Below are 24802 nucleotides of genomic sequence, written 5' to 3'. Positions count from 1 at the left end.
CCGAAGTGATTAAAAGAACATAGCACCCCTGATGGATGAGTTATGTCCATTACCCCATAATCATGAAACAATGCTACAAATTTATTTATGTTACAAATTATATCGCCTAGTGATTAAATCGTTCTCATTAATTATCTTTGATAAATCTCGCGGGAACTCCAGCGTAAACGCTGTTGCTAGGGATATCCTTTGTTACTACGGCACCAGCTCCTATTTTTACTTCATTCCCTATTTTTACATCTTCAACAATGCAAACACTAGGCCCAATATAAACGTTGTCACCAATAGTAGCTGCTTGACCTTCATTTGATCCAATGGTAGTAAATTGACTGATGTTTACATTATTTCCTATAATAGCTGTTGGATTGATAACTATGCATCCTCCATGCCCAATGTAAAATCCATGACCGATCTTTGTCCCTCTAGGTATATCTAACATGTGTTTTTTAGATATACGGCGATGCATTAAGATGGCAATAAGTTTTAAACATTTATTTTTAGATTCACATAAACGGAACCAAAACATAAACTTAAAGCCTGTATTTAGTAAATAGTGTCTAATAATTTGCTTTTTACTTACTTTATCTTTGCCAATGTAGCGACATAAATCACTTTTTATCAATTCTGAAATGCTCATTTCCATTTAATGAAACCCATTAGTAAAAATTATCATTTATAATTATTACAGTAAATATTATCACTAATAAAATATATGGTCAGCTAATATATATGTGATCCACTTCAAGATCTCATCAATGTAGTCGGCGAGCTGGTGGGTGGGGTTGTTTGGGTGAATTGATTGGGACGGATCTGGGACAGGCATTGAAAAGCAAGAAGAAGTAACAAGGGGTAAGTTTGGGTAAGGTGGGACGTGTGAGCGCCGATAAATGCGGTAATTGGTTGATTTAGATAGTGACTCTACTCACTTCTAAGCCGTAGGTCACAGGTTCGAATCCTGTAGGGCCATTTAAAATCAATGAGTTACGCCAATTTCAGCCCTGCTTGATTTTTCCCTTGTGTCGTATTTGTGTCGTTATCTTCAAAAAGTACATCAATTTTGCAGGCATGTTCACTCAAATGGTTGGGCGCTAAATGTGCATATCTTCTAACCATTTCGATTGATTCCCAACCGCCCATTTCTTGAAGTGCGGAAAGTGGAACCCCTGATTGTATCAACCAGCTTGCCCATGTGTGGCGTAGGTCGTGAAAACGGAAATCTTCTATGCCTGCTTTCTTAAGGCCGATATTCCAAGCACTATTATCATCAACCCTCATCTTTCTCACTGCAGGGGTTAATGTTCCGTCTGGTCGGTGCTTGGCTTTGGTATGCACAAATATCCACCTTGAGTGCTTGCCTATCTGATCCCGTAACACCCGGCATGCGGTATCATTCAGAGCGACACCTATCGCTTTCCCTGCTTTTGCGTTCTCTGGATTTATCCATGCCACTTTTCTTTGCATATCGACCTGTTGCCACTCCAGATCTATGATATTAGAACGCCGGAGTCCTGTTGCTAACGCAAAGATAACAATCGGTTTGATACTTTCAGGCATACACTCAATGAGCCTTGCAGCTTCATCTTTTGTCAGCCATCTTATGCGCTTACTTACTGGCTTCTTAGTTTTGATAACAGGCGCTGATTTAATCCAGTTCCACTCATTAGCGGCTGCTCTTAACAGCGATCTGATGAATGATAAATGCTGGCTTTTTGTTGCCTGACTAACAGGAATGGCCTCATACACAGGAGGCTTTTCCCCTTTTTTCAGTGCTGCATCTCTTTTACTCTCCCAGACTTGATAATGTTTACGATTCTTCATGTTTGAAACTGCATCATAAATCTCATCTGCCGTTATTGTTGAAACATCTCGACCTGAAAAGTGTTGTAGGAAAAACTCAATCTTCGTTTTGTCATCATCAAGTGACCTTTTATGCTCTTTTTCCCTAAGCCAGCGAATGCAACACTCTTCAAATGTACGAGTTGGCAGATCATCAAGCTGGTCTACTCTCCAAGCCTCAGCTCTTAATTTGTCATACAACTCCTGCGCTTGCTTTTTGTCCCTCGTGCCAAGAGATTTCCTAACTCTCTTTCCTGACGGTGTAAAGAAATGACAGTGCCATATTCCGTTTCTTTGGGTGATTGACATGATTTACCTCCACTACGATCACCCTTGCTCGCTCCATGAGTTTGCATCGGGCTTTTAATATAAGCAAGAACAGCGGACTTAGTCGTTTTGTATCCTTTGCCGATCCGTTTGCCATCTATAACACCTGTAGCTATTAAACTGGCAACAGTTCTTGATGATACGTTAAGTTCCTCTGCTGCCTTTTTTGTATCCCAAATGTCATCTTCAATATTCATTTTTTATTTCCCTTAACTATGCCTAATTGAGGTATTTTTTGATATTTATCCCTTATGTTTGGCAATCCCTCGCCACCTTCCTCCTTGCGTTCTCGAATTCGCTAGTCATCGGTAAGTGTGGTTTTTATTTCCGAAGCTGGAAACTCAATATCATTTAATGCATCCTGTACAATATCAGTTATGGACAAAACCAAACTTTCATCAGATAACTTGTCATCACCATAAAAATCACAAAACTCTTTAGCTGATTTACGAGATATTTCAATTGATATTTTTGGTATATTCACGTTATTTTCCTTATTTCGTTATTACCTATATTGAATAGGTGTTCTTTATCTACAGTAGTTATTAACTTGCGCGGAGTAATAAATGGTCGCCATATTAAAAACATGGAACCTTTTGTATTCCTGCTGACTTTTATTTTTAAGTTCGCTGGAATAAATGAAATCCTACCACCTGTTATTAATCTGACCTCATCCGCTGTTTCTCTTGCTAATTTAAACCAACCCACAGAAGTATCAGAAGGGACTAACATAACGATTGGTTGTAATTGCTTCTGGCATTCAATCGCCGCTTTTTCTACCCACGGCGTAATATTAGAATAGGGTGGATTACAGAATATAGAACCGTAGCTCAACCCTTAAGCGTAATATCGATGCCCGAACGGCCGCACAGGACAGGCTGAACAAAGTCACCTCAATGGGATCGCGCGTGATGAGCGGTGCGCTGGGGTTAATCGGGGGAATACCCGGTGCGTTGATAATGGCAGCCGGTGCCGCCTATCTTCTGTATCAGAATCAAAAACAAGCCAAAGAAGAGGCGCGGGAGCACGCAAAAGAAGCGGCCAACATCAAGAAAGAATTGAGCAAGATGACCCCGATTCAGCTTGGTGATACAAAGGGAAAGCTGCAAGAAGATCTTAAAGTAGCCAAAGCTGACATGGAAGAATACGGCAAGTTGGTTAAGCGTAATCAATATAGTGTTGATGAGTTTACCAGAAGACAAGCGAAAGGAATGAATGTTGGTGATAGCCTCAAAAAATACAGTATAGCGCTATCTGAAAATAACGCTAAATACGAAGAGGCAAGGCAGAGAGTTGTTGAGTTAAGAGCTGTATTATCAAATGTTTACGACAAGCAAGCTGAAAATGCCGAGAAAGAAAGGAAAATCGTCGCTGCGATCAATGAGGCGAGGAAAACTGGAAACGTAACCATAGCCCTTCAAAATCAAGGTCTTGCCCTGACTGTTGACCTCATGGAGCGGCTAAAGCGGGCTGCAATTGATGTGTCCGGTCTTCATATTCCCGTACCGGAAGTGAAATTTGAACCCAATGATAAATTAAAATCGCTTTTTGCGGATCAGGAACGAGACATTGATCTCTCCAACAGAAAGGGATTAGACAAAGTTCAGCGTGAGGCGTATTACAAGGCGGTCGATTCGGGGTTAAACCCGAATGACAAGCAACAAAAGCCTTACGTGGATCGGGTGATTAACAACGCCACACAGATATACCAGAATGCCGAGGCGATACGTAAACAGGATGAAGCCGACCGGGAGGCTCGTAACGCGGCAGAAAGAGCTACACGGAAAGCAGCCAGTGCGCAGGAAAACTACCGCAATAAAGTCGCTGATCTGAATCGGGAAATTCAAGTCGAGCAGGTACGCATGAAAGACGGCGAGGTTGCCGCGTCACTTTTTGCCGCTTCGATGGAAATCAGCGCCAAACACACAGGACAGCAACGCGACGCACTGATCGGACTCAGTCAGGCCAGCATTCTGGCTAAACAGCGCACCCAAGATCTGCATGACGCCATCGAGTCCGACCCGTACCGCAAGGCCACACATGCCCGTTTAGAAGCCGAAAAGCAGTTGCAGCGCCAGATTGCGGACAGGGCTATACAGAATGCCGAAGAGGTTGAGCGCCGTAAACAGGATATTGCGGCGAAATACCTGAGTAACCCGAATTCTGCTTAAGCCATCATTGGAACAGCGTCTTCTGAGTAGAAAACTTTCAGTGATGGTTTTTTCAATTTAAGGCAGTAAGCGATCAGTCCACCTAAAACGGTCAACATAAATCCTCTTATACTTCGGTGGCGAGAGTGCTCTATCTGAGAAATTAATTTTAATTGTCCATTAATCGTTTCAATGATAAAACGCTTTTTTAACATTATCTTATCCCACTCAGCTTGCATACGGGCTTTCATGTTACGCCGTTTTTTCGTGATGAAAGTGACACCGCTGTTGGCTAAATCGTCCGCCAATTCCTGACTCAGATAACCTTTATCGCCGTAAAGAGAACCCATTAATTCTGTGGTTAATTCGCGAACCGGTTCCCGATCATCCACATTACCGGCCGTGACTTTAAGCGCGAGAATTTCCCCCTGATGATTGACAACCAAGTGTAATTTGAAACCATAAAACCATCCCATTGAATTTTTTCCACGCTGTGCGATCCCCGCAAAGACCTTATGTCGAGGGATGCGAATGTTATGGCAGACACTCAAACTGGTGGAATCAATAAAAGCAATGCCTGTGGGTTTCCCTTTTAATTGAGTCAGATAGCTGCATAATGGCACCAAAACGGAAGGGGCAACGCTGATAAAACGGGTATAACTGAGTAAAGTGGCGAAGTCGCGGTGGTGGTATTGCCAAATATGTTTCAAATAAAAATTTTTAAAATCACGGTAATGCGACATATGAAAAAGGATCAAAATGGTCATGATTTCACTGGGATACATATGACCTTGTCGGCGGCGTAAACGATGCCCACTCTCAAGGCAAAATTGTTCCCATTGAGGAATGAAAAAACGGCAAAAATCATCGACATCACAGAAAATTTCAACTAACTTGTCCATAGCCTGTTCCCCCTCGGAGTTGTTTTCGGTGTGCACCAAAACTTTGCTCCTGGAACAGGCTTCTCGTCAATTTCTTATCCAGAATTCGGGTTGAGTAGTATCGCGGAAGCTAATCAGCGTTATGCCGTTTCGCCTGCGGCGGAATTAGTGGGCAATGTTGACCCTCTGCAAGACCTGCAAAACCAACTGGCAAAACGCAAGGCACTGATTCAGACCTATGCGACCGAGGAGCTTATCACTGAGCAGCGCAAAAATGAGCTGTTGATAGCCGCTGATAATGAAACCAATCAACGTCGCTATGAGGTTGCGATGCAATTGTATTCTGCTCAGGGGCGAATGCAGAAAATGGCAATGGATTTGCTTAATGCCACCAAAGAGCGCATGAGCAACATGATGACGGGCATGTTAACAGGCACACAGACTTTTAAAGAAGGTATGGTGAGCCTGTTTTCCTCTTTAACCCAAAGTATTATCCAAAACCTGATTGACATGGCGGCGCAGGCCATTCTGACCAATACTATTTTGAAGTCAATCATGGGGGTTGCGGGTGGTTTTGCTGGTGGTGTGGCAGGAGTAGGAGGCGCAGCGGCAGGAACGGTGGCCAATACAGGGGCAATGGGAATGTCTACCAGTTGGTCATCCTACGTCGCTAATGCCAAAGGCGGCGTCTATACCTCGTCAAACTTGAGTCAGTACAGCGGGCAGATTGTCAGTAGTCCCACCATGTTTGCTTTTGCGAAAGGCGCTGGCTTGATGGGTGAAGCGGGTCCCGAAGCTATTATGCCGCTCAAGCGTAGCGCCGATGGTTCACTTGGTGTTCGGGCTATCTTCCCTACCGGAAATATGGGCGGCGCACCGAATATTCAGGTTTATATCACGGATTCCGGTGGCAGAAGTCAGGTCGCCAATGGTGCTGATGCGGCATTTGGTGAGAGTCTGGCACGTGCTTTTACTCAGGTCTATCAAGCTGAACGGGATAAAGATCTGCGTTCGGGCGGGGCGATTTTTAGAGCAATCAGAGGGCGATAATGGAAATCTTTCATTGGAGCCCCCGAACGAGCGCTTCTTCAACGGTGAATTTTGCTATCCGAAAGGCTCAGTTCGGGGATGGCTACACGCAAGTATCGGGGGATGGCATTCATCCCCGTAGTCAAAAATGGTCAGTGGATTTTATCGGTAAGGAATCTTATATCCGTGCGATTCTGGAGTTTTTAGATCGCCACCAAGGCTACAAATCGTTTGTCTGGACACCACCGCTTTCTGATAAAGGGTTATATCGCTGTGAAGGCTACAAGACCAGTGCATTGGGTGGTAACAAATATTCATTATCGGCGGAATTTACTCAGGCACACCACCCCTAGGAGACACCATGTTTAGTGTAGATAAGCGCTATATTACGGCATCATTAAAACGAGAATATGCCAGTGAAAATGGTACAGAGCTAAACTCAACGCTACCTAAGTTAACCCGAATTCTGCTTAAGCCATCATTGGAACAGCGTCTTCTGAGTAGAAAACTTTCAGTGATGGTTTTTTCAATTTAAGGCAGTAAGCGATCAGTCCACCTAAAACGGTCAACATAAATCCTCTTATACTTCGGTGGCGAGAGTGCTCTATCTGAGAAATTAATTTTAATTGTCCATTAATCGTTTCAATGATAAAACGCTTTTTTAACATTATCTTATCCCACTCAGCTTGCATACGGGCTTTCATGTTACGCCGTTTTTTCGTGATGAAAGTGACACCGCTGTTGGCTAAATCGTCCGCCAATTCCTGACTCAGATAACCTTTATCGCCGTAAAGAGAACCCATTAATTCTGTGGTTAATTCGCGAACCGGTTCCCGATCATCCACATTACCGGCCGTGACTTTAAGCGCGAGAATTTCCCCCTGATGATTGACAACCAAGTGTAATTTGAAACCATAAAACCATCCCATTGAATTTTTTCCACGCTGTGCGATCCCCGCAAAGACCTTATGTCGAGGGATGCGAATGTTATGGCAGACACTCAAACTGGTGGAATCAATAAAAGCAATGCCTGTGGGTTTCCCTTTTAATTGAGTCAGATAGCTGCATAATGGCACCAAAACGGAAGGGGCAACGCTGATAAAACGGGTATAACTGAGTAAAGTGGCGAAGTCGCGGTGGTGGTATTGCCAAATATGTTTCAAATAAAAATTTTTAAAATCACGGTAATGCGACATATGAAAAAGGATCAAAATGGTCATGATTTCACTGGGATACATATGACCTTGTCGGCGGCGTAAACGATGCCCACTCTCAAGGCAAAATTGTTCCCATTGAGGAATGAAAAAACGGCAAAAATCATCGACATCACAGAAAATTTCAACTAACTTGTCCATAGCCTGTTCCCCCTCGGAGTTGTTTTCGGTGTGCACCAAAACTTTGCTCCTGGAACAGGCTTCTCGTCAATTTCTTATCCAGAATTCGGGTTAAGTTAAGTCCACTTAACCCGGAATATAGAACGAAAAAGCAGGCTGTTTTCCAGAAAATTGCTGCATTTGTTGAGAAGTTTAAGGGGGTAGGTGGGCAAATATAGGTGTGAGCTAATATGTACTAGTTGCAATCAGATTTGACACTTCGATTTGAAAAGAAGAGAGTTACCCACTTTGATTAAAGGTGCTGAATCTTAAGTCAAAGACACTATGAGGTAACTCTCATGCTACATACTAACAATCCCATTATTAAATACAAAGCCGGTCTTCTCAACCTTGCAGAGGAGCCAGGTAATGTGTCCAGAGCCTGTAAAGTTAACCGAATAAAGCGCCTGAACCGTAAAAACACTCGGTTATTCAAAATCACCTGAAATGCATGACAAAATCATCGGCATTTTCATTGAGCGTGAATATTATGGTTGAGGGCGATTAACGCTTTAAATACATGACCGGATTGCCTAGTAATCTATGCCAATATTACTGGCTACTAGATGAAAATTTAATTCTATATTTCATAAATTTTGCTTCAACATTGTTGTATGTTATGGTTGCGGTAGCGATGACGATGAAATAGATGCTTAATGCAAGAAAATTATTGAGAAAGATATTTCCTGTGGTCAAATTCCGCCTTCCTTCTATGAGCAGAGTCAGCTCTATACCTGTTCTTTTTTGAATAATAAACATTACTGTTGTGATAATTAATATTATTGCAACATGAACCATATAAATAGAATAAGATATCTTTCCTAGATGCTGCATGTGTCTATTAAGTAAAAAAGAGGAAATAACACCTCTTTGATATGCCAAAATAAAGATAGTAAGGCAATAAACGATAGTGCAAATTATTTGTTTTGCTTCGTACTGTGATCTAACAAAATAAATGAGAAGCGCCACACAGATAATTTCTAAAATAGTTGCCGTAATAACACTTATTTTTATATCAGAGAAAATTCTGAAAATGCTATAGGTAAATGCCCCAGCAAAAAAACTTGATACCCCTCGAGTAACTGCTTGTTGTAACGTATGGTTGCCACTGACAAGCAACCATAAAGTGGTCACAGATATTAATAGCCATATTATAGGGACGATATTCATTTTTCTAAAAGTGATAATTGTTAAATACAGTATAATATATGTATAAAATTCGACGCTGAGACTCCAAGTAGGGTAATTAAAGGTCAGATTGATATTATGTGTTGTGGGAGTCCATGATTGAATTAGAAAGAGATTGGGTAAAATCTCGGAGGGCGCTGTTCTTCCTGTAAATGGAGTTGCATCAAAATGAATTCCGGTATTCTTTTGAATCAATAATCGACAAAATTCCAGAAATATAAATATCAATAACATGAATATGTGAAGAGGAAAGATTCTAAAGAACCGAGAAGATATATATGGAGTAAATTTTACGTCTCTATATGCATAGGTATGTGTCAGCACAAACCCACTGAGTACAAAGAAAAGCTCTACAATAATATAACAGTAGCGAAAAAAGTAAAGGTCAGTAAATGTATTAACAATATGTAAGTGACCAGTCACGACCATTAAAGCACCGATTCCTCTGATCGCATCCAAAGATTCAAATCGCTTCATCATGCCCATCTCATTCAATATTTAAGTTTTAACTATGTACAATTACAATTAATTGTTTTTTTAATAAAATTAATGTGTTTGGTGATTTCATAGTATGTAAAAAGAAGATTACTCATCGCTATAAAAGAGGTGGCTGGGGTTATTTTTTATCTTAATCTGTTTTATCGTTAGCTTGTGGCATCCTGAACAGGGATTGAAATCATTATCCGCATAATGCCCATAAACTTCTGGTATGGTCAAGTTTTATTTTGTGATAATAACTTTAATTTATAATTAAATTAAATTAAATTAATTGTTTTTTCTTAATGTGACGGTTCTATAGCTAAATCATATCAATATGACATAATATCTAAACCTAAGATGACAAGGCATAAAATGAGATGGGCTACAGTTTAGATTTTCGAAAGAGAGTATTGGCATACAAAGACAAGCATTCGTTGACTTTTGAACAAACGAGTGCACATTTTGAAGTCTCCATGCGCACCTTGTTCCGGTGGTGCAATCAGATAGAACCTTGCATGACCCGCAATAAACCTGCCACGAAAATCCCTGATGCAGTGCTCATGGCGGATGTCCAACACTTTCCCGATGACTATCAATGGGAAAGAGCAAAACGTTTAGGTGTCTCACAATCGGCTATTCATTATGCCTTGAAACGGCTTCGGATCACCCATAAAAAAAACGTTAAAACACCCTCGCGCTGATCTTCAGGCTCGTCAGGCATTTATCGAGCGCATCAGCGACTATGAGCGGGCTGGCAGGCCGATTGTGTATTTGGATGAAAGTGGTTTTGCTCAGGCGATGCCACGTCAACATGGCTATTCGGAAAAAGGGTTACGCTGTTTTGGTTCGCATGACTGGCACGCAAAAGGCCGTATCAACGTCATTGGTGCCATTCTCGAAAATACCTTCGTCACCTTAAGCTTGTTTACCGAGAATATTAATGCCGATGTTTTTTATGCGTGGATGACACAAGATTTGCTGCCAAAGCTTCCACACGGCGCCGTGATAGTGATGGACAATGCATCTTTCCATAAACGGAATGATACGGCACAAGCGATAGCAGACAGCAGATGTCAACTGGAATGGCTTCCCGCTTATAGTCCGGATTTGAACCCAATAGAACACAAATGGGGCGGAGCAAAAGCGATCAGGAGGCAAAAAAGATGTTCGGTTGATGAGTTGTTTACGGAGCATATTGAATATGTCAGGTTATGATGATTCTGCTATATATGATAATTCGGAATAACTTGACAGCTTATTCAGAATCTTTTTTCAAGCGTGACTATTTTTCATGTATCCTGTTGGGATGAAAAAAGCCTACATGGGTGACATCAGTCGAGAAGTCTTTCAGGAAATTGAACCCTTGTTGCTCAGCAGGCGAAAACACACCCGCCCTCAGAAAGTCAATGTGTATGAGGTGTTTTGCGTACTGCTGTATATACTCAACAGCGGTGACTATAGATCTTTTTGGCCATCTGTCAGAATAATTTTTATGGGCGCGATCTTGATCTGATACGAATAAAAAAATCAAGCATCTTCAATTACGATGGGTATATATACTTACTCAAGGCTGTTTTCATGGCGTATACTGGTGTCCTATTTCGTTTTTTATTTAGTAGATTGATGCGGTATACATGACTGGAAAAAAACCAACTAACAACAGTATGGCTGAACCAAAAGATCGCCAAGTGGAAGGGCTGAAACTTCCACCACACTCTTTGGAAGCAGAGCAATCCGTGTTAGGCGGTTTGATGCTGGATAATGAACGTTGGGACAATGTGTCCGAACGGGTTACCAGTAATGACTTTTTCAGCCGACCACACCGACGTATTTTCGCCGAAATGCAGCGTTTGCTTGAAACGGGTAAGCCTATCGATCTGATTACATTATCGGAATCTCTTGAACAGAATGGCGAACTCGATAATGTTGGGGGGTTCGCTTATCTTGCCGAATTATCGAAAAATACCCCAAGTGCTGCGAATATCAATGCTTATGCTGATATTGTCCGTGAACGTGCGGTAGTACGCGATATGATCGCGGTAGCAAATGAAATTGCTGATGCGGGATATGATCCACAAGGACGAACCAGCGAAGAGCTGTTGGACTTGGCTGAATCACGCGTATTCCAGATCGCAGAAAATCGGGCAAGTAAGGATGAAGGACCAAAAGGCATTGAACAGATCCTGGAAGAAACCGTTGAACGAATTGAGCAACTTTATCAGCGCCCACATGATGGTGTGACCGGGGTTTCTACCGGCTATCAAGATCTGGATAAAAAGACCGCAGGTTTACAGAAATCAGACTTAGTTATCGTGGCGGCACGTCCTTCAATGGGTAAAACGACCTTTGCGATGAACCTGTGCGAAAACGCGGCTATGATGCAGGATAAACCGGTTCTGATTTTTAGCCTTGAGATGCCCGGCAACCAGATTATGATGCGTATGCTAGCGTCCCTGTCCCGTGTAGACCAAACACGTATTCGTACTGGTCAGCTTGATGATGAGGATTGGGCGCGAATTTCCAGCACGATGGGCATTTTGCTGGAAAAACGTAATATGTATATCGATGACTCATCCGGTTTGACGCCAACAGAAGTTCGTTCCCGTGCGCGACGAGTTTTCCGCGAACACGGCGGACTCAGTATGATTATGATCGACTACCTGCAATTGATGCGAGTTCCTTCTTTATCTGACAACCGAACACTGGAAATTGCGGAAATATCCCGCTCACTGAAAGCATTGGCAAAAGAGCTTCAGGTGCCGGTTGTTGCACTCTCCCAGCTTAACCGTAGTTTGGAACAGCGAGCCGATAAGCGTCCGGTTAATTCCGATTTGCGCGAATCAGGCTCTATCGAACAGGATGCTGACTTGATCATGTTTATTTATCGTGACGAGGTTTATCACGATAACAGCGAACTGAAAGGCGTAGCTGAAATCATCATCGGTAAACAGCGTAACGGCCCTATCGGCACAATAAGGCTAACGTTTAATGGTCAATGGTCACGATTCGATAATTATGCTGGACCAAGTTACAGTGACGAATAAATCCAAGTGCCTATCGTTCATGTTCTAATGACTTCAATAATCAACATCGAAGATAGGCTGTTATTTATCAAACCTGACTGAAAAATTATAAAAAGGGGATGGAATGAAAGCGGCAACTGCTGTTATCGACCGCCGCGCTCTGCGACACAATTTGCAACAGGTAGGAGTACAAGCTCCTGACAGTAAAATAATTGCAGTTGTGAAAGCAAACGCCTATGGACATGGTTTATTAGAAACTGCACACACAATGGAAGATGCTGATTGCTTCGGTGTCGCTCGTATTGGAGAAGCACTTGCCCTGCGCAGTGGAGGGATCGTCAAGCCAATCTTGCTATTAGAAGGTTTTTTTGACGCGGCAGATCTACCCATTTTAGTCGTCAATCATATTGAAACTGTGGTGCATAGCATTGAGCAGCTTGAAGCATTGGAACAAGTTGATTTGTCCCATCCGATTAAAGTGTGGATGAAAATCGATACAGGTATGCATCGTCTGGGGATCAGGATCGATGAAGCAGACGCATTTTATCAACGTCTGAGCCGTTGTCGTAACGTTGAGCAACCCGTTAATATCATCAGCCATTTTAGTCGTGCAGATGAGCCTACAGTTGAAACGACCCAACAACAAATTGAGTGCTTTACGGCATTTATTGCGGATAAATCTGGTGAGAAATCCATCTCTGCATCAGGAGGGATTTTATTATGGCCAAAGGCGCATTTAGACTGGGTTCGTCCTGGTATCATGATGTATGGTGCCTCACCGATAGCAGATAAAACTGCGGCTGATTTTAACCTACTTCCTGCCATGACACTCAAATCTAGCTTAATCGCCGTACGTAAGCACAAAGCGGGTGAATCTGTGGGATATGGTGGTACGTGGAGCAGCGAACGAGACACATGTCTTGGCGTTGTGGCGATGGGATATGGTGATGGTTATCCCCGCAGTGCTCCTGTTGGTACACCCGTATTTATCAATGGTCGTGAAGTACCGCTTGTTGGCCGTGTATCTATGGATATGATTACTGTGGATCTGGGGCCAACATGCCAGGATAAAGTTGGGGATGAAGTGATCCTGTGGGGAAATACTCTGCCAGTTGAAAAAATTGCGAAACATTCGGGGATCAGCGCTTATGAGCTGATTACGAAACTGACTTCACGTGTTGCAATGGAATATCTAGACGAATAATCAGCGTAAGTTATATTGTCTTTTATCTCACTTGTAGTAAGGAATATAACGTCATGTTTCAAAATGTTGATGCGTACGCGGGTGATCCTATCCTGTCATTAATGGAAGAATTTAAAAACGATCCCCGCACAGAAAAAATTAATTTGAGCATCGGGCTGTATTATGATGAACAGGGTATAACCCCAAAATTGCAGGCTGTTGCAACTGCTGAAGTACAAATGAAGGCTTTGCCACCGTCTGCTTCTCTTTACCTCCCAATGGAAGGATTGCTTGCCTATCGCACAGCAGTTCAGGAGTTGCTGTTCGGCAAAGATCACCCACTGTTAAGTCAGCAACGTATTGCCACCATTCAAACATTGGGTGGTTCAGGCGCATTAAAAGTAGGGGCTGATTTTTTACACCGTTATTTCCCTGATTCTGAAGTATGGTGCAGTGATCCGACGTGGGAAAATCATGCCGCTATTTTTGCCGGAGCAGGCATCAAGGTGAATTATTACCCTTATTTTGATGATAAAACCAAAGGGGTAAAATTTGATGAAATGTTGGCAACATTCAAGCAATTGCCGGCAAAAAGTATTATTTTGATGCACCCTTGCTGCCATAACCCAACAGGGTCAGATCTCACCAATGAACAATGGGATCAGGTCGTCCAGGTTGCCAAAGAGCGGGAATTACTCCCTTTCCTTGATATCGCTTATCAGGGATTTGCCGATGGTATGGAAGAAGATGCTTACGCGATCCGTGCAATGGCAAATACGGGTCTGCCTTGTTTGGTCAGCAACTCATTCTCGAAAATTTTCTCGCTGTATGGTGAGCGCGTTGGTGGTTTATCGGTTACCTGTGACGATGCAAAAGTAGCTGAGCGTGTCTTGGGGCAATTGAAAGCGGCGGTGCGCCGTATTTACTCCAGCCCTCCAAATTTTGGGGCGCAGATTGTTGCCAGAGTATTGAGTAACTCTGAATTAAAAAACCAATGGCTGGATGAAGTTGAACGGATGCGCTTGCGTATTCTGGAAATGCGGACAGTATTGGTAAATGCCCTACAGCAAGCACTACCGGAGAAAAACTTTAACCATTTACTGAAACAGCGTGGGATGTTCAGTTATACCGGATTTAGTCAAACGCAAGTTGATAGATTACGTGAAGAATTTGGCGTCTATCTGGTCGGTTCTGGCCGCGTTTGCATGGCTGGCGTGAATCATCACAACGTGCAACGCATTGCGGAAGCATTTGCTGCGGTGAGTCAGTAATTTTATTGTCTGCTCACAAAGAAAATTAGAAAAACAATTGATAATTACAATTGTTAACTATTCCAAGCCGTTCAGTGAACGGCTTTATAGAATAATAGTTGGAGACTTTATATCTTAATAAGGCATATCATAATGAAAGAGTATGATTTTACATTAGTTGCAATCTATCCAGAAAAAAATTGACCCAGAATTCTTATGTCAGGTAGCCAATTTTATTTATGGCGTGGGTGCGGATGATTTTACTGTTTTATCCCGTGACAATGCATTTATTATTGAATTTGATAGAGAAGCTGACTCATACAAAAAGTCTATCCATTCAATTGAAAAAATAGAAGGCTGCCGGAATTATGCGGCCTTCTGTCTTAATGGTTCAATATAAATAAAGACTACTTTTGCAATAATTGATAGAACGTTGGGTTGTCATCACATTGCCCGCTACCACACTCCAATATGGTGGAAACCAGATTAGCTGCAATTAAAAATGCGAACAAGCTCATGGCAATTTTGCCCAATGTTGGTGGGGTGTATCTTGCCGAATCAACATAACCTGCCTTCAGTGGCATGATAGCTGCGATGGCAATAATAGTCAGAATAGACAGGATGGCAGCCCAAGTATAAAAATGCAGGCCGAAGAAAGTTGAACCATATCCCATATCTCCCGGCATGATATGGAGAGAAACCTGACGCATGGCGATGAAACCAGTCACAATACAGCCAAGAAGTGAAAGGCTATAATGGGCATTTTTTATGCCGAAGTAAATATTAAACAAAAAACCAAAACCAATCATGATAATACCTGCTCGCTGCAATAAACATAATGGGCAGGGAAGTTCAAAACGCGCTAATTGATAATAAAACGCGACTATCAAAACCACACTAATACCGAACAATCCCAGAATATTCAGAGCCATTGCAAGGTTAATATTACGTGGTGCTGACATTGTATTATTCATTACGGCCTCCGATTAAAAAGAAAGGTTCAATGCATCAGTTGCATGATATTTAAACCAAAATACCGTGATGATGAATAAAGCAAACCAAAGAGTATACGCCAGCTTTTTCTTGCCGGTCATGATGGTGACAATGATAACTAGCGCAATTAAGAACGGTAAAAACATATACATGTTTAATCTCCATTATAAGTTTAAAGCATATGTTATGCCATTATGGCATTAATACCTTGTAAACGTGAGAATTAATAATATTAGATCAACAATACAATACTAATTCATTAAAGATTGTTTCACCTAAATTGACTGTAAAAAAAGATTTACTGCCCATAGTAAATTGAATTTAATTAATAATATTCTAGAAGATAAATAGAAAACTCCCCACGTAGTGAGGAGAATTATAGATAATTCAGTTTTAAAGTTAATAAATTAACCTTGTCCAAGTATTGGCTTCAAAAAACGAGCTGTGTGAGATATTTCGCAGTGAACCACTTCTTCTGGTGTTCCTGATACCAATATTTCACCACCACCGTTACCACCTTCAGGGCCAAGATCGACAATCCAGTCAGCAGTTTTAATTACATCCAAATTATGTTCGATAACAACAATAGTATTTCCTTGATCCCGCAATTGATGCAAAACGGACAGTAGTTGCTGAATATCGGCAAAATGCAGGCCAGTTGTTGGCTCATCAAGGATATACAGTGTCTGGCCTGTACCCCGTTTAGATAATTCCCGTGCCAGTTTTACTCGTTGTGCTTCCCCGCCGGAAAGTGTCGTTGCAGATTGCCCCAGACGAATATAGGAAAGACCGACATCTATCAAAGTTTGCAGTTTACGGGAAAGAGCAGGAATAGCATCAAAAAACTCACGGGCTTCTTCGATGGTCATATTCAGCACTTCATCAATATTCTTGCCTTTATATTTGATTTCCAACGTTTCGCGATTGTAACGCTTGCCTTTGCATTGATCACAAGGCACATAAACATCAGGCAAGAAATGCATCTCAACTTTAATGACCCCATCGCCCTGACAGGCTTCGCAACGTCCACCCTTGACGTTGAAGCTGAAACGCCCTGGTGTATAACCACGGGTACGAGATTCAGGAACGCCTGAGAATAACTCCCTGACCGGCGTGAACACGCCAGTATAAGTGGCGGGATTAGAACGGGGGGTTCTGCCGATCGGACTTTGGTCAATATCGATCACCTTGTCAAAATGTTCAAGACCCTGAATATCGATATAAGGGGCGGGATTAATATTTGTTGCTCCGTTTAACTGACGCTGTGCAATAGGGAACAACGTATCATTGATCAACGTGGATTTACCAGAGCCAGAAACCCCTGTAATGCAAGTAAACAGGCCAACAGGTAGATTTAATGTCACTTTTTTCAGGTTATTGCCTTTTGCACCAATTAATTTCAGCATTTTATCTGGATTAGCAGGCACGCGCTGCTCTGGAATAGCAATTTTACGTTCACCACTGAGGAATCGTCCTGTGAGCGATTTTGGGTTTTCCATGATAGCGGTAATCGTTCCTTCGGCAACAATCTCACCACCATGTACGCCCGCACCTGGCCCGATATCAATAATATGGTCAGCCGCACGAATGGCATCTTCGTCATGTTCGACAACGATAACCGTGTTACCCAAATTGCGCAGATGCAGCAATGTTTCCAGCAAACGCTCATTATCCCTTTGATGCAGGCCAATGGACGGCTCATCCAGCACATACATCACACCGACAAGACCGGCACCAATCTGGCTCGCCAAACGGATACGCTGGGCCTCCCCACCTGAAAGCGTTTCTGCTGAACGAGAAAGTGTCAGGTAATTTAATCCAACATTAACCAGGAATTTCAGGCGATCACGGATCTCTTTCAGGACTTTTTCAGCAATTTGGGCACGTTGTCCACTCAGTTTGATATTTTGGAAAAACTCCATCGCATGGCCGATGCTGAAATCCGAAATTTGTGGCAGCGTAGTATCTTCGATAAAGACATAACGTGCTTCCTTACGCAATCGTGTTCCGTCGCAGGCAATACAAGATCGATTACTGATATATTTTGCCAACTCTTCCCGTACTGCGGTGGATTCTGTCTCTTTATAGCGGCGTTCCATATTATGCAGTACACCTTCGAACGGATGGTGACGAACCGTCACATCACCACGATCATTGGTGTATTTAAATTCGATAGATTCTTTACCTGAACCGTATAAAACCACTTTGTGAATGGCTGGGCCTAACTGATTAAACGGTGTTTCGATATCGAATTTGTAGTGTTCTGCCAGTGATCTCAGCATCTGGAAGTAATAGAAGTTACGGCGATCCCAACCACGGATCGCACCTCCGGCAAGGGAAATATCTTCATTCTGGATAACTCGTTCGGGGTCAAAAAATTGCTGAACCCCTAAACCATCACAAGTAGGACAAGCGCCAGCGGGATTGTTGAAGGAAAATAGACGAGGTTCCAATTCGCTCATGCTATAGCCACAGGTTGGACAAGCAAAATTGGCGGAGAAGACCAGCTCTTCGGCCTGTGTATCATCCATATTGGCAATGACGGCAGTACCACCGGAAAGCTCCAATGCGGTTTCGAATGATTCCGCCAATCGCTGGGCGAGGTCAGCACGCACTTTAAAGCGGTCTATGACGACTTCGATAGTGTGTTTTTTCTGTAATTCGAGTTTTGGTGGATCAGAAAGGTCGCACACTTCGCCATCAATACGGGCGCGGATATAGCCTTGTGCAGCGAGATTATCCAGCAGCTTGCTATGTTCACCTTTACGCTCTTTGACGACAGGAGCCAGTAGCATCAGGCGTTGGCCTTCTGGCAATGTCAAGACGTTATCTACCATCTGGCTTATCGTTTGCGCCGCCAGCGTGATATTGTGCTCAGGACAACGTGGTTCACCTACTCGTGCAAATAGCAGACGGAGATAATCGTGAATTTCCGTTATCGTTCCCACCGTAGAGCGTGGGTTATGGGAAGTAGATTTTTGCTCAATGGAAATGGCTGGGGATAGCCCCTCAATATGGTCGACATCTGGTTTTTCCATCAGTGACAAAAACTGGCGAGCATAGGCAGAGAGAGATTCAACATAGCGACGTTGCCCTTCCGCATACAGGGTATCGAAAGCCAAAGATGACTTACCGGAGCCAGATAGCCCAGTAATGACTATCAGCTTGTCACGGGGAATTATTAAATTGATATTCTTAAGATTATGGGTGCGGGCGCCCCGAACTTCGATGTTATCCATATACCATTTCCCAGATTATTGATAGTGCAAAACTCATAAGCGCGTTATTATTGCACAAACATTGCTGAATGGATATACAGTGTTTAACGGACAATTGTGCTGTAACCATGACAATGTAAAGTACGATGCGCTTCGCAAAGTATAATATAACGGCTCTCTGTTTAAACTTATCCCTCGCATGGTAAACTACTTTGCTTATAATTAGAGAAATCCGTTTTTAGCAAAATTCATTTCATCAGGAGTATTTCCAATGGCCAGCAGAGGCATAAACAAAGTTATTTTAGTGGGTAATTTGGGACAGGACCCAGAAGTTCGCTATATGCCGAATGGCGGTGCAGTTACCAACGTTACTCTGGCAACGTCTGAGAGCTGGCGTGATAAGCAAACCGGTGAGATGAGAGAGAAAACTGAATGGCATCGTGTCGTATTTTTCGGCAAATTGGCAGAAGTCGCCGGTGAATATCTGCGCAAAGGTTCTCAGGTTTATATCGAAGGTTCTTTGCAGACACGTAAATGGCAGGATCAAAACGGTCAGGATCGTTACACCACGGAAATTGTAGTCAATCCTATCGGTGGAGTAATGCAGATGCTGGGCAGCCGCAGTGGCGCAGCACAGGATGCGCCAGCGCAAGGTGGTTGGGGGCAACCACAGCAACCACAAGCGGCTCAGCAATTCAGTGGCGGTGCGCCATCTCGTCCAGCACAGTCTCCTATGCCACAGAGCAATGAGCCACCGATGGATTTCGATGATGATATTCCGTTCTGAGTGGACTGAAAAAGCGGCTTGATATCTGGTCAGAGCTAGTCGTTATTTTGCAATCTGTAGTCGTTTAAATTTGATCTGGCAATTGTTTGTTTTGTTTCAGTGATTGTCAGATCAAGTCTGAGTCAATACACATAGATTCGTTAGTACACAATCGTGCAGCAAACTTACTGTGAGCCGGAGTTCTTGCTGGCGATTTCGCCAATCTTCTTCACATCCTCTCAAATAGGCCTCCCGCGCATCGGTTAAAACTGCGGCCTGTATAGCTGGAAGGCGAGCAGCCGCCCAATCGGCAGCAACATCCTTAGAGACAAATTCTCCAGTCACTAATGTTCGCCACATACGCGCTAGTGTTAGCAGAACATTGCGTTCATCTCCCTGTAGTGTCTCAATTAAAGCCGGCAAGACATCTTTAATAGCACGGTAAATATCCGATCTTGGAATAGCGGGCAGAAGGCTGCTGGCGTTAGGGCCGACCAGAGGAATCGCTTCCTGTCGTGATTGAGCCAATACCAAGGTAAGTTCTGGATCACAAACCGGCTTGGGAATTTCTCCTGCCTCATATTCGTGACGCAACCACTCGCCGTAAATAAATTCGCTCCGGGCAGGGTAAAGCGATGCGGCGAGATCGGCGTGCAATAAAACAATCAGTTCAACAGGGCGACGTCCATCAGGATCAGAAGGATATCGCCCCGATATCATCATTAAATCGGCAGCAAGACATTTCCGAACCTCAGACGTCATTGGCTGGTCAATCACCACGAGCAAATCTACATCGCTGCGGGGGCGAAGACCACCAACCACAGCCGAACCATGAAGGTAAACAGCTACCAGCGATTTCGCTAATCGCTTCTGGACGATCAACAACACCTTATTTACTTCAGAAGGAATAGTCATAAATAATCCACCTTGGATATAGCGAGAATGATGTTTCTGAGGATCTTATCTCCTCATGCTGCTCCGTTAACCGGATTTCCGAATACCCGAAAAATCTCATTCATAAAAATTCACTAAATTCTTCTGCGGTAGGGAGCCTTATCGGTTGTTTAACACCATTTAATCTCACTTCCTGTCGCGAAAGCTGAATATCCGATGGTTGCAGCACTGCATTACCAAAGTTATAAACGATAGATTCTTCACCACGACAAATTGCCCGATCTTGTTCTTCACTCTTGCTTTTAACTATTTCATTGCGTTTATGGTATGAACTGATGGAAGATCTACCGTGTTTTTTGCCCAGCATTTGCATCGTTTGTTGGGGTGATAAAATCACTGCGCTTGCGTTATTACCGCCGAATCCTTTTGCATTAATGATTGTAGCCTGCATATTTTCGCCATATTCGCCGACAAATTTATTTTGCATTAAGATGTTTAAATTGGACGCATGTACATCTTCGGCAATATGATCAATCGTTGTAATTCCTGGAATCCAACCATATTGCCAAACACCTAAAACACAGGCTAATTGATCCCCTGCTGCTGCGGCAATAGAGTGACCAATATGTGCTTTAATAGCAGTGACGTCCCAGTTATTGAGTCCAAAAGTTTTAGCTACTTCATTAATAATATGACTTTCAGTCACTCTATTTTGTGGTGTTCCAGTTCCGTGTGCCTGAACATAGGAATGTCGCAATTTCCCATCCAGTAAGTGGTTAGTAAGGGAAGCTGCTTTCATCATAGTGATGTAATTACCTATCCCCGGTGAAGAAATTGATTTTTTGTTCGCATCGCTATTAACAAAAACATCCGGCACAGAGCCAAGGATATTTACGCCGCATTGCAAGGCTAAATCATCACTCATCAGTAATACAAATTGTGCGGATTCTGCAATAGTAAACCCGACATTAGTCGAAAATGGGCGGCAAGCACGACGGTGGTTAACGATATCAGTCCCATCGAGTTCACAGAGTTGGTGATCTTCGGCAAGAGCACTCATGGCTCTGAATCCTTCAATGATTGCAGGGACAACAGGTGCTTCGGCACATCCGACTAAACAGATCTTTGACTTACCTTGCTTGATATCATTAATGCCTTGTTTGAGGTTATATAGAAAGCTAGCACAGGCTCCAAGATTAGCCGAAGTCGTACCAAGATTGTTGATAATATAGCTATTAATAAAACCTGCTGGCATGTCAGCCATGGAAAGTGGGAGCATTTTGGAACTGACACGTGAACCATTCAATGGATTGCCGATTAATCCAGCCATTGATAATCGGTCTATCTGACCCAGAGAACTACCGGCATAAACCGAAATCTGATCAGGTTTCACCAAAGCGGTGATATCTGACCATGAAATGCCAATCGAATTTAACAAATCCGAAGCACCATAGACTGTTAAGCGTAAACCGCGTGGATGGCTGATTGCATTATATAAATCGCCAATTTCAAATCCCTCTGGCAATTGCCCTGCACTGGTGACAGAAAGCGATGTATGCATGCTGTTTAATAGCCTGTCTGAATTGTTGTCAATGTCGGTGAGTATTTTGTTTATTGGCACTTTTTGGGTATCAAATCGCGTGATTTTTCTTATTAATGTACCGTTTTGGGCGCATTCAATATGGGAGGCTGTCATAGATTCTACATTCCTGATAATACCCATCCGATTGCATAAATCAGCCCATGTATTTTGCATAATTTCGCCTTTGAGACTGTCTGATACAATGCGCTTATATCCGTGGAATCCAGAACTTCTTCCTGCTGCATTGATGCCACCCAAACCAACTATTACGGGTAATTTACTCATCATAAACTCCAAAAAGATTTTTATTGAAGTTTATCAGTTAGAACTAATTACTCTCTCTGAGATTCATGTCAATAAAGCAAAGAATATGGTCACTGTATCCATTATTTGGATGTAATATAGTGATATTTAGGCAGGCGCAATATGTGGAGATAGGCATGAAAATCGCGTTTGTTTTATATGATAAGGCATTGCAAAGTGGGATAACTTTAGCGTCGGATATGTTAAATAGCGCTAGTAGTTTGAGAAGTCGAAAGCAGCAGAGAGAACATCCTCTTCATATGTCTGTTATTGGGAATTTAACGAAAAATAATGAACAAATTAAGCTACATACTCATTGTCAGTTTTCAGATCAGGTTAATTTTGATTTAGTGTTTTTGCCTCCTATGTGGGGAAACCCATTTTCTTCTATGGCTGATAGAGAAGATATTCTTGAGTGGCTGTGTAGGCAAAAAGATAATCAGGCTATCATCATTGCGACGGGAACAGGAGGATGTTGGTTAGCAAAAGCGGGTTTGCTTGAGGAAAAAACAGTAACAACTCATTGGTATTTCTATGACAAATTTGAGAGCCATTTCCCAACAGTGGATGTGAATCGTAAAGCGAGCATCACATATTGCGACAACATTTATTGTGTGAGGAGTATTAATTCCCAAACGGAACTGCTCGTTTACCTTATCGCTCAATTTTTCAGTATCCCAATTGCTAAAATTATTGAGAAGCACTTTTTACATGAAGTATCACACTTTCAATCAGAACCATTTTTTCAAATCGGGGGTAATATGCAATTTGATGAAATGGTTTCAATAGCACAGAATTATATTAAGCAGCATGTTGATTCACAAATCACCATTAAAGATATTGCCACTTATGTTGGTGTATCGGAAAGTACTTTGATTCGTAGGTTTAAAGGGCAAATTGGTATTTCACCTCATAAATATATACTGAATCACCGACTGTCAACAGCCAAACAATTGCTAATGGACAATAGCTTAACCTTACTGCATATTGCTCAATTAGTGGGATTTAAGGATGCTTATTACTTTAGTAAGATATTTGAACAACATTTCAAACTAACTCCAACCGCTTATCGTAAGTTGGTAAAAGCCAAAGTGTTCCATGCTTGATGAATAGGTTAAAAAGATACTCATGCTAAATATTGCTCAAAATTATTACCAGAAAATCAAACAAACAACTAGCATGAGCGAATATAAATATCTCGGTTCTATTTAACTAATTGCTTTACCTAGTGATTGGCGAATATAAGATCCCGCACCCAATAATCCCGGTTTATCATGGGTAATCAGATACACAGGAATATCTTTTAAATAGTCCGTAAATCTGCCCTTGTTTTCAAACCCTTGCCGGAAACCTGATTTTTGGAAAAAATCAAGGAAACGCGGGACGATGCCACCCGCAATATAAACACCGCCAAATGCGCCAAGATTCAGCGCTAAATTCCCACCAAAACGTCCTAACGCGGTACAGAAAAGTTCTAACGCCTGTTTGCAGATAGGACAATTTCCATTCAGTGCGCGGTCAGAAATATCGCGAGGGGTAATATCTTCGGCGACTTGACCGTTAAGTTTCATCAGAGAACGGTAAATATTCACCAAACCAGGTCCAGACAGGACACGTTCAGCGGAGACATGACCATATTCTTCACGCAGTACGCTCAACATATGATCTTCTTCCGTACTCTCTGGCGCAAAATCCACATGACCACCTTCACCAGGTAAACTCATCCATTGGGTTCCTGTGTGAATAAGATGCGCGACACCTAACCCAGTTCCTGCACCATAAACCGCAATGGGACGTTTAGCCTGAGGTTGCTTTCCACCAATCTGAATTACATCATCTGCTCCCAAAACCGGAATGGCGAGGGAAACGGCAGTAAAATCGTTAATCACCTCAAAATGTTCCCATCCCAGCGATGCTTTCATTTGGCTAACAGAAAAACGCCAACTGTGGTTGGTCATACTGATCACATCATCTGTCACCGGACAGGCAATAGCGATACAGCCATATTTGACTTCACAGTTCTTCTGTTTCAAATATTGGCGGATAACAATTTCAAGCGATGGATAATGTGCACAGGGATAGAATTCGACTGCGCTCAGTTGCCCAGTATCTACATCACATAATGCCAGACGTGCATTTGTACCGCCGATATCACCTACCAGAGCATAAGTTGTCATGGTTTATCTCCTTAATTCTTACAGAAATCCTAATGAACCAGTCAAAAATCGAATTGAGGGGATTTTACACAAGGTCAGGCTTAAAGGCCGCATAAAAATGTGTCGATATGGAGCAGGATCCAGATAATTTTGCATCGGATACATATCCT

23 protein-coding genes and 4 pseudogenes are annotated in these 24802 nt (G+C 42.5%); 13 read left to right on the top strand and 14 right to left on the bottom strand.

What is annotated here, in order from left to right:
- Nucleotides 1-127: 127 nt before the first annotated feature.
- The 5 genes and pseudogenes from Xish_RS04660 to Xish_RS04645 form a co-directional block, all read right to left on the bottom strand.
- Entirely contained in the window at nucleotides 128-643 is a 516-nt protein-coding gene (locus Xish_RS04660) for a serine O-acetyltransferase (RefSeq protein WP_208614808.1), read from the bottom strand.
- A gap of 338 nt (nucleotides 644-981) precedes the next feature.
- Entirely contained in the window at nucleotides 982-2121 is a 1140-nt protein-coding gene (locus tag Xish_RS04655; RefSeq protein WP_244186102.1) for a tyrosine-type recombinase/integrase, read from the bottom strand.
- Entirely contained in the window at nucleotides 2022-2360 is a 339-nt protein-coding gene (locus Xish_RS18880; RefSeq protein ID WP_141553942.1) for a helix-turn-helix domain-containing protein, read from the bottom strand. Before Xish_RS18880 ends, Xish_RS04655 begins: the two co-directional genes overlap by 100 nt.
- A 101-nt stretch (nucleotides 2361-2461) precedes the next feature.
- Complete coding sequence (locus tag Xish_RS04650; RefSeq protein WP_099116916.1) at nucleotides 2462-2647, bottom strand: hypothetical protein; 186 nt, start codon at nucleotides 2645-2647, stop codon at nucleotides 2462-2464.
- Nucleotides 2644-2997 (bottom strand): annotated as a pseudogene (locus Xish_RS04645) (phage N-6-adenine-methyltransferase); the annotation flags it as partial. The pseudogene Xish_RS04645 and the gene Xish_RS04650, both read right to left, overlap by 4 nt.
- A 14-nt stretch (nucleotides 2998-3011) precedes the next feature.
- Here Xish_RS04645 and Xish_RS04640 point away from each other — a divergent pair.
- Complete coding sequence (locus Xish_RS04640) at nucleotides 3012-4334, top strand: phage tail tape measure protein (RefSeq protein ID WP_341865765.1); 1323 nt, start codon at nucleotides 3012-3014, stop codon at nucleotides 4332-4334.
- Here Xish_RS04640 and Xish_RS04635 read toward each other — a convergent pair.
- Nucleotides 4331-5215, bottom strand: coding sequence for an IS982 family transposase (locus Xish_RS04635; RefSeq protein ID WP_099116568.1), 885 nt, complete (start codon nucleotides 5213-5215; stop codon nucleotides 4331-4333). The genes Xish_RS04640 and Xish_RS04635 overlap by 4 nt on opposite strands.
- Nucleotides 5216-5305: 90 nt before the next feature.
- Here Xish_RS04635 and Xish_RS04630 point away from each other — a divergent pair, with 90 nt between their 5' ends.
- Nucleotides 5306-6244, top strand: a complete 939-nt coding sequence (locus Xish_RS04630; protein WP_141553941.1) for a phage tail tape measure protein — start codon at nucleotides 5306-5308, stop codon at nucleotides 6242-6244.
- Entirely contained in the window at nucleotides 6244-6576 is a 333-nt protein-coding gene (locus tag Xish_RS04625; protein ID WP_099116912.1) for a phage tail protein, read from the top strand. Before Xish_RS04630 ends, Xish_RS04625 begins: the two co-directional genes overlap by 1 nt.
- Before the next feature lie 117 nt (nucleotides 6577-6693).
- Here Xish_RS04625 and Xish_RS04620 read toward each other — a convergent pair whose 3' ends face one another.
- A complete protein-coding gene (locus Xish_RS04620; protein WP_099116568.1) occupies nucleotides 6694-7578 on the bottom strand; it encodes an IS982 family transposase in 885 nt (294 codons plus the stop codon).
- Between the two features lie 317 nt (nucleotides 7579-7895).
- Between Xish_RS04620 and Xish_RS19315 the strand changes: the two are divergent.
- Together Xish_RS19315 and Xish_RS04610 are read left to right on the top strand one after the other, a co-directional pair.
- A pseudogene (locus tag Xish_RS19315) lies at nucleotides 7896-8003 on the top strand (IS481 family transposase); the annotation flags it as partial.
- Nucleotides 7989-8094 (top strand): annotated as a pseudogene (locus tag Xish_RS04610) (IS1 family transposase); the annotation flags it as partial. The pseudogenes Xish_RS19315 and Xish_RS04610, both read left to right, overlap by 15 nt.
- A gap of 54 nt (nucleotides 8095-8148) precedes the next feature.
- Here Xish_RS04610 and Xish_RS04605 read toward each other — a convergent pair.
- Nucleotides 8149-9264: an acyltransferase family protein gene (locus tag Xish_RS04605; protein ID WP_167383218.1), complete on the bottom strand. Its 1116-nt coding sequence runs from the start codon at nucleotides 9262-9264 to the stop codon at nucleotides 8149-8151.
- A 377-nt stretch (nucleotides 9265-9641) separates the two neighbouring features.
- Between Xish_RS04605 and Xish_RS04600 the strand changes: the two genes are divergently transcribed.
- From Xish_RS04600 to Xish_RS04575, 6 genes and pseudogenes are all read left to right on the top strand, one after another.
- A complete protein-coding gene (locus Xish_RS04600; protein WP_099116405.1) occupies nucleotides 9642-9965 on the top strand; it encodes an IS630 transposase-related protein in 324 nt (107 codons plus the stop codon).
- Nucleotides 9934-10479 (top strand): IS630 family transposase, encoded by a 546-nt coding sequence (locus Xish_RS04595; protein ID WP_341865764.1) that lies wholly within the window; start codon nucleotides 9934-9936, stop codon nucleotides 10477-10479. Before Xish_RS04600 ends, Xish_RS04595 begins: the two co-directional genes overlap by 32 nt.
- 91 nt (nucleotides 10480-10570) lie before the next feature.
- Nucleotides 10571-10738: pseudogene (locus tag Xish_RS04590) on the top strand (IS5/IS1182 family transposase); the annotation flags it as partial.
- Between the two features lie 160 nt (nucleotides 10739-10898).
- Entirely contained in the window at nucleotides 10899-12308 is a 1410-nt protein-coding gene (gene dnaB / locus Xish_RS04585) for a replicative DNA helicase (protein ID WP_099116910.1), read from the top strand.
- 103 nt (nucleotides 12309-12411) lie between these two features.
- Nucleotides 12412-13491 (top strand): alanine racemase, encoded by a 1080-nt coding sequence (gene alr / locus Xish_RS04580; protein WP_099116909.1) that lies wholly within the window; start codon nucleotides 12412-12414, stop codon nucleotides 13489-13491.
- 53 nt (nucleotides 13492-13544) lie between these two features.
- On the top strand, nucleotides 13545-14741 hold the full coding sequence (locus tag Xish_RS04575; RefSeq protein ID WP_099116908.1) for an amino acid aminotransferase: 1197 nt from the start codon (nucleotides 13545-13547) through the stop codon (nucleotides 14739-14741).
- Between the two features lie 386 nt (nucleotides 14742-15127).
- Here the strand turns inward: Xish_RS04575 and Xish_RS04565 are convergent, their stop codons facing one another.
- The 3 genes from Xish_RS04565 to uvrA form a co-directional block, all read right to left on the bottom strand.
- Nucleotides 15128-15694, bottom strand: a complete 567-nt coding sequence (locus tag Xish_RS04565) for a disulfide bond formation protein B (protein ID WP_099116906.1) — start codon at nucleotides 15692-15694, stop codon at nucleotides 15128-15130.
- 12 nt (nucleotides 15695-15706) lie between these two features.
- The gene (locus Xish_RS18535) at nucleotides 15707-15865 is read right to left on the bottom strand and encodes a DUF5993 family protein (RefSeq protein ID WP_167383217.1); all 159 of its coding nucleotides are present in this window, start codon (nucleotides 15863-15865) and stop codon (nucleotides 15707-15709) included.
- Between the two features lie 255 nt (nucleotides 15866-16120).
- Complete coding sequence (uvrA, locus tag Xish_RS04560) at nucleotides 16121-18952, bottom strand: excinuclease ABC subunit UvrA (RefSeq protein ID WP_099116905.1); 2832 nt, start codon at nucleotides 18950-18952, stop codon at nucleotides 16121-16123.
- A gap of 250 nt (nucleotides 18953-19202) precedes the next feature.
- Between uvrA and Xish_RS04555 the strand changes: the two genes are divergently transcribed.
- Nucleotides 19203-19718, top strand: a complete 516-nt coding sequence (locus Xish_RS04555) for a single-stranded DNA-binding protein (protein WP_099116904.1) — start codon at nucleotides 19203-19205, stop codon at nucleotides 19716-19718.
- 111 nt (nucleotides 19719-19829) lie between these two features.
- Here the strand turns inward: Xish_RS04555 and Xish_RS04550 are convergent, their stop codons facing one another.
- Together Xish_RS04550 and Xish_RS04545 are read right to left on the bottom strand one after the other, a co-directional pair.
- On the bottom strand, nucleotides 19830-20612 hold the full coding sequence (locus Xish_RS04550; protein WP_099116903.1) for an aminoglycoside adenylyltransferase family protein: 783 nt from the start codon (nucleotides 20610-20612) through the stop codon (nucleotides 19830-19832).
- A gap of 100 nt (nucleotides 20613-20712) precedes the next feature.
- Nucleotides 20713-22461 carry a beta-ketoacyl synthase gene (locus Xish_RS04545; protein ID WP_244185920.1) on the bottom strand — a complete coding sequence of 583 codons (1749 nt, stop codon included), beginning with the start codon at nucleotides 22459-22461 and terminating at the stop codon, nucleotides 20713-20715.
- Between the two features lie 152 nt (nucleotides 22462-22613).
- Here Xish_RS04545 and Xish_RS04540 point away from each other — a divergent pair, with 152 nt between their 5' ends.
- Nucleotides 22614-23582 carry a GlxA family transcriptional regulator gene (locus tag Xish_RS04540; protein ID WP_167383216.1) on the top strand — a complete coding sequence of 323 codons (969 nt, stop codon included), beginning with the start codon at nucleotides 22614-22616 and terminating at the stop codon, nucleotides 23580-23582.
- Nucleotides 23583-23684: 102 nt separating this feature from the next.
- On the opposite strand, the gene glk is transcribed toward Xish_RS04540, so the two are convergent.
- Nucleotides 23685-24653 (bottom strand): glucokinase, encoded by a 969-nt coding sequence (glk, locus tag Xish_RS04535; RefSeq protein ID WP_099116900.1) that lies wholly within the window; start codon nucleotides 24651-24653, stop codon nucleotides 23685-23687.
- Between the last annotated feature and the right edge of the window lie 149 nt (nucleotides 24654-24802).

Origin of the sequence: Xenorhabdus ishibashii, assembly GCF_002632755.1 — a bacterium.
In the GTDB taxonomy this organism is placed as follows: Bacteria; Pseudomonadota; Gammaproteobacteria; order Enterobacterales; family Enterobacteriaceae; genus Xenorhabdus; species Xenorhabdus ishibashii.
Note: the sequence above shows the minus strand (reverse complement) of the source record. Positions and strands in the feature narration are given on the sequence as shown.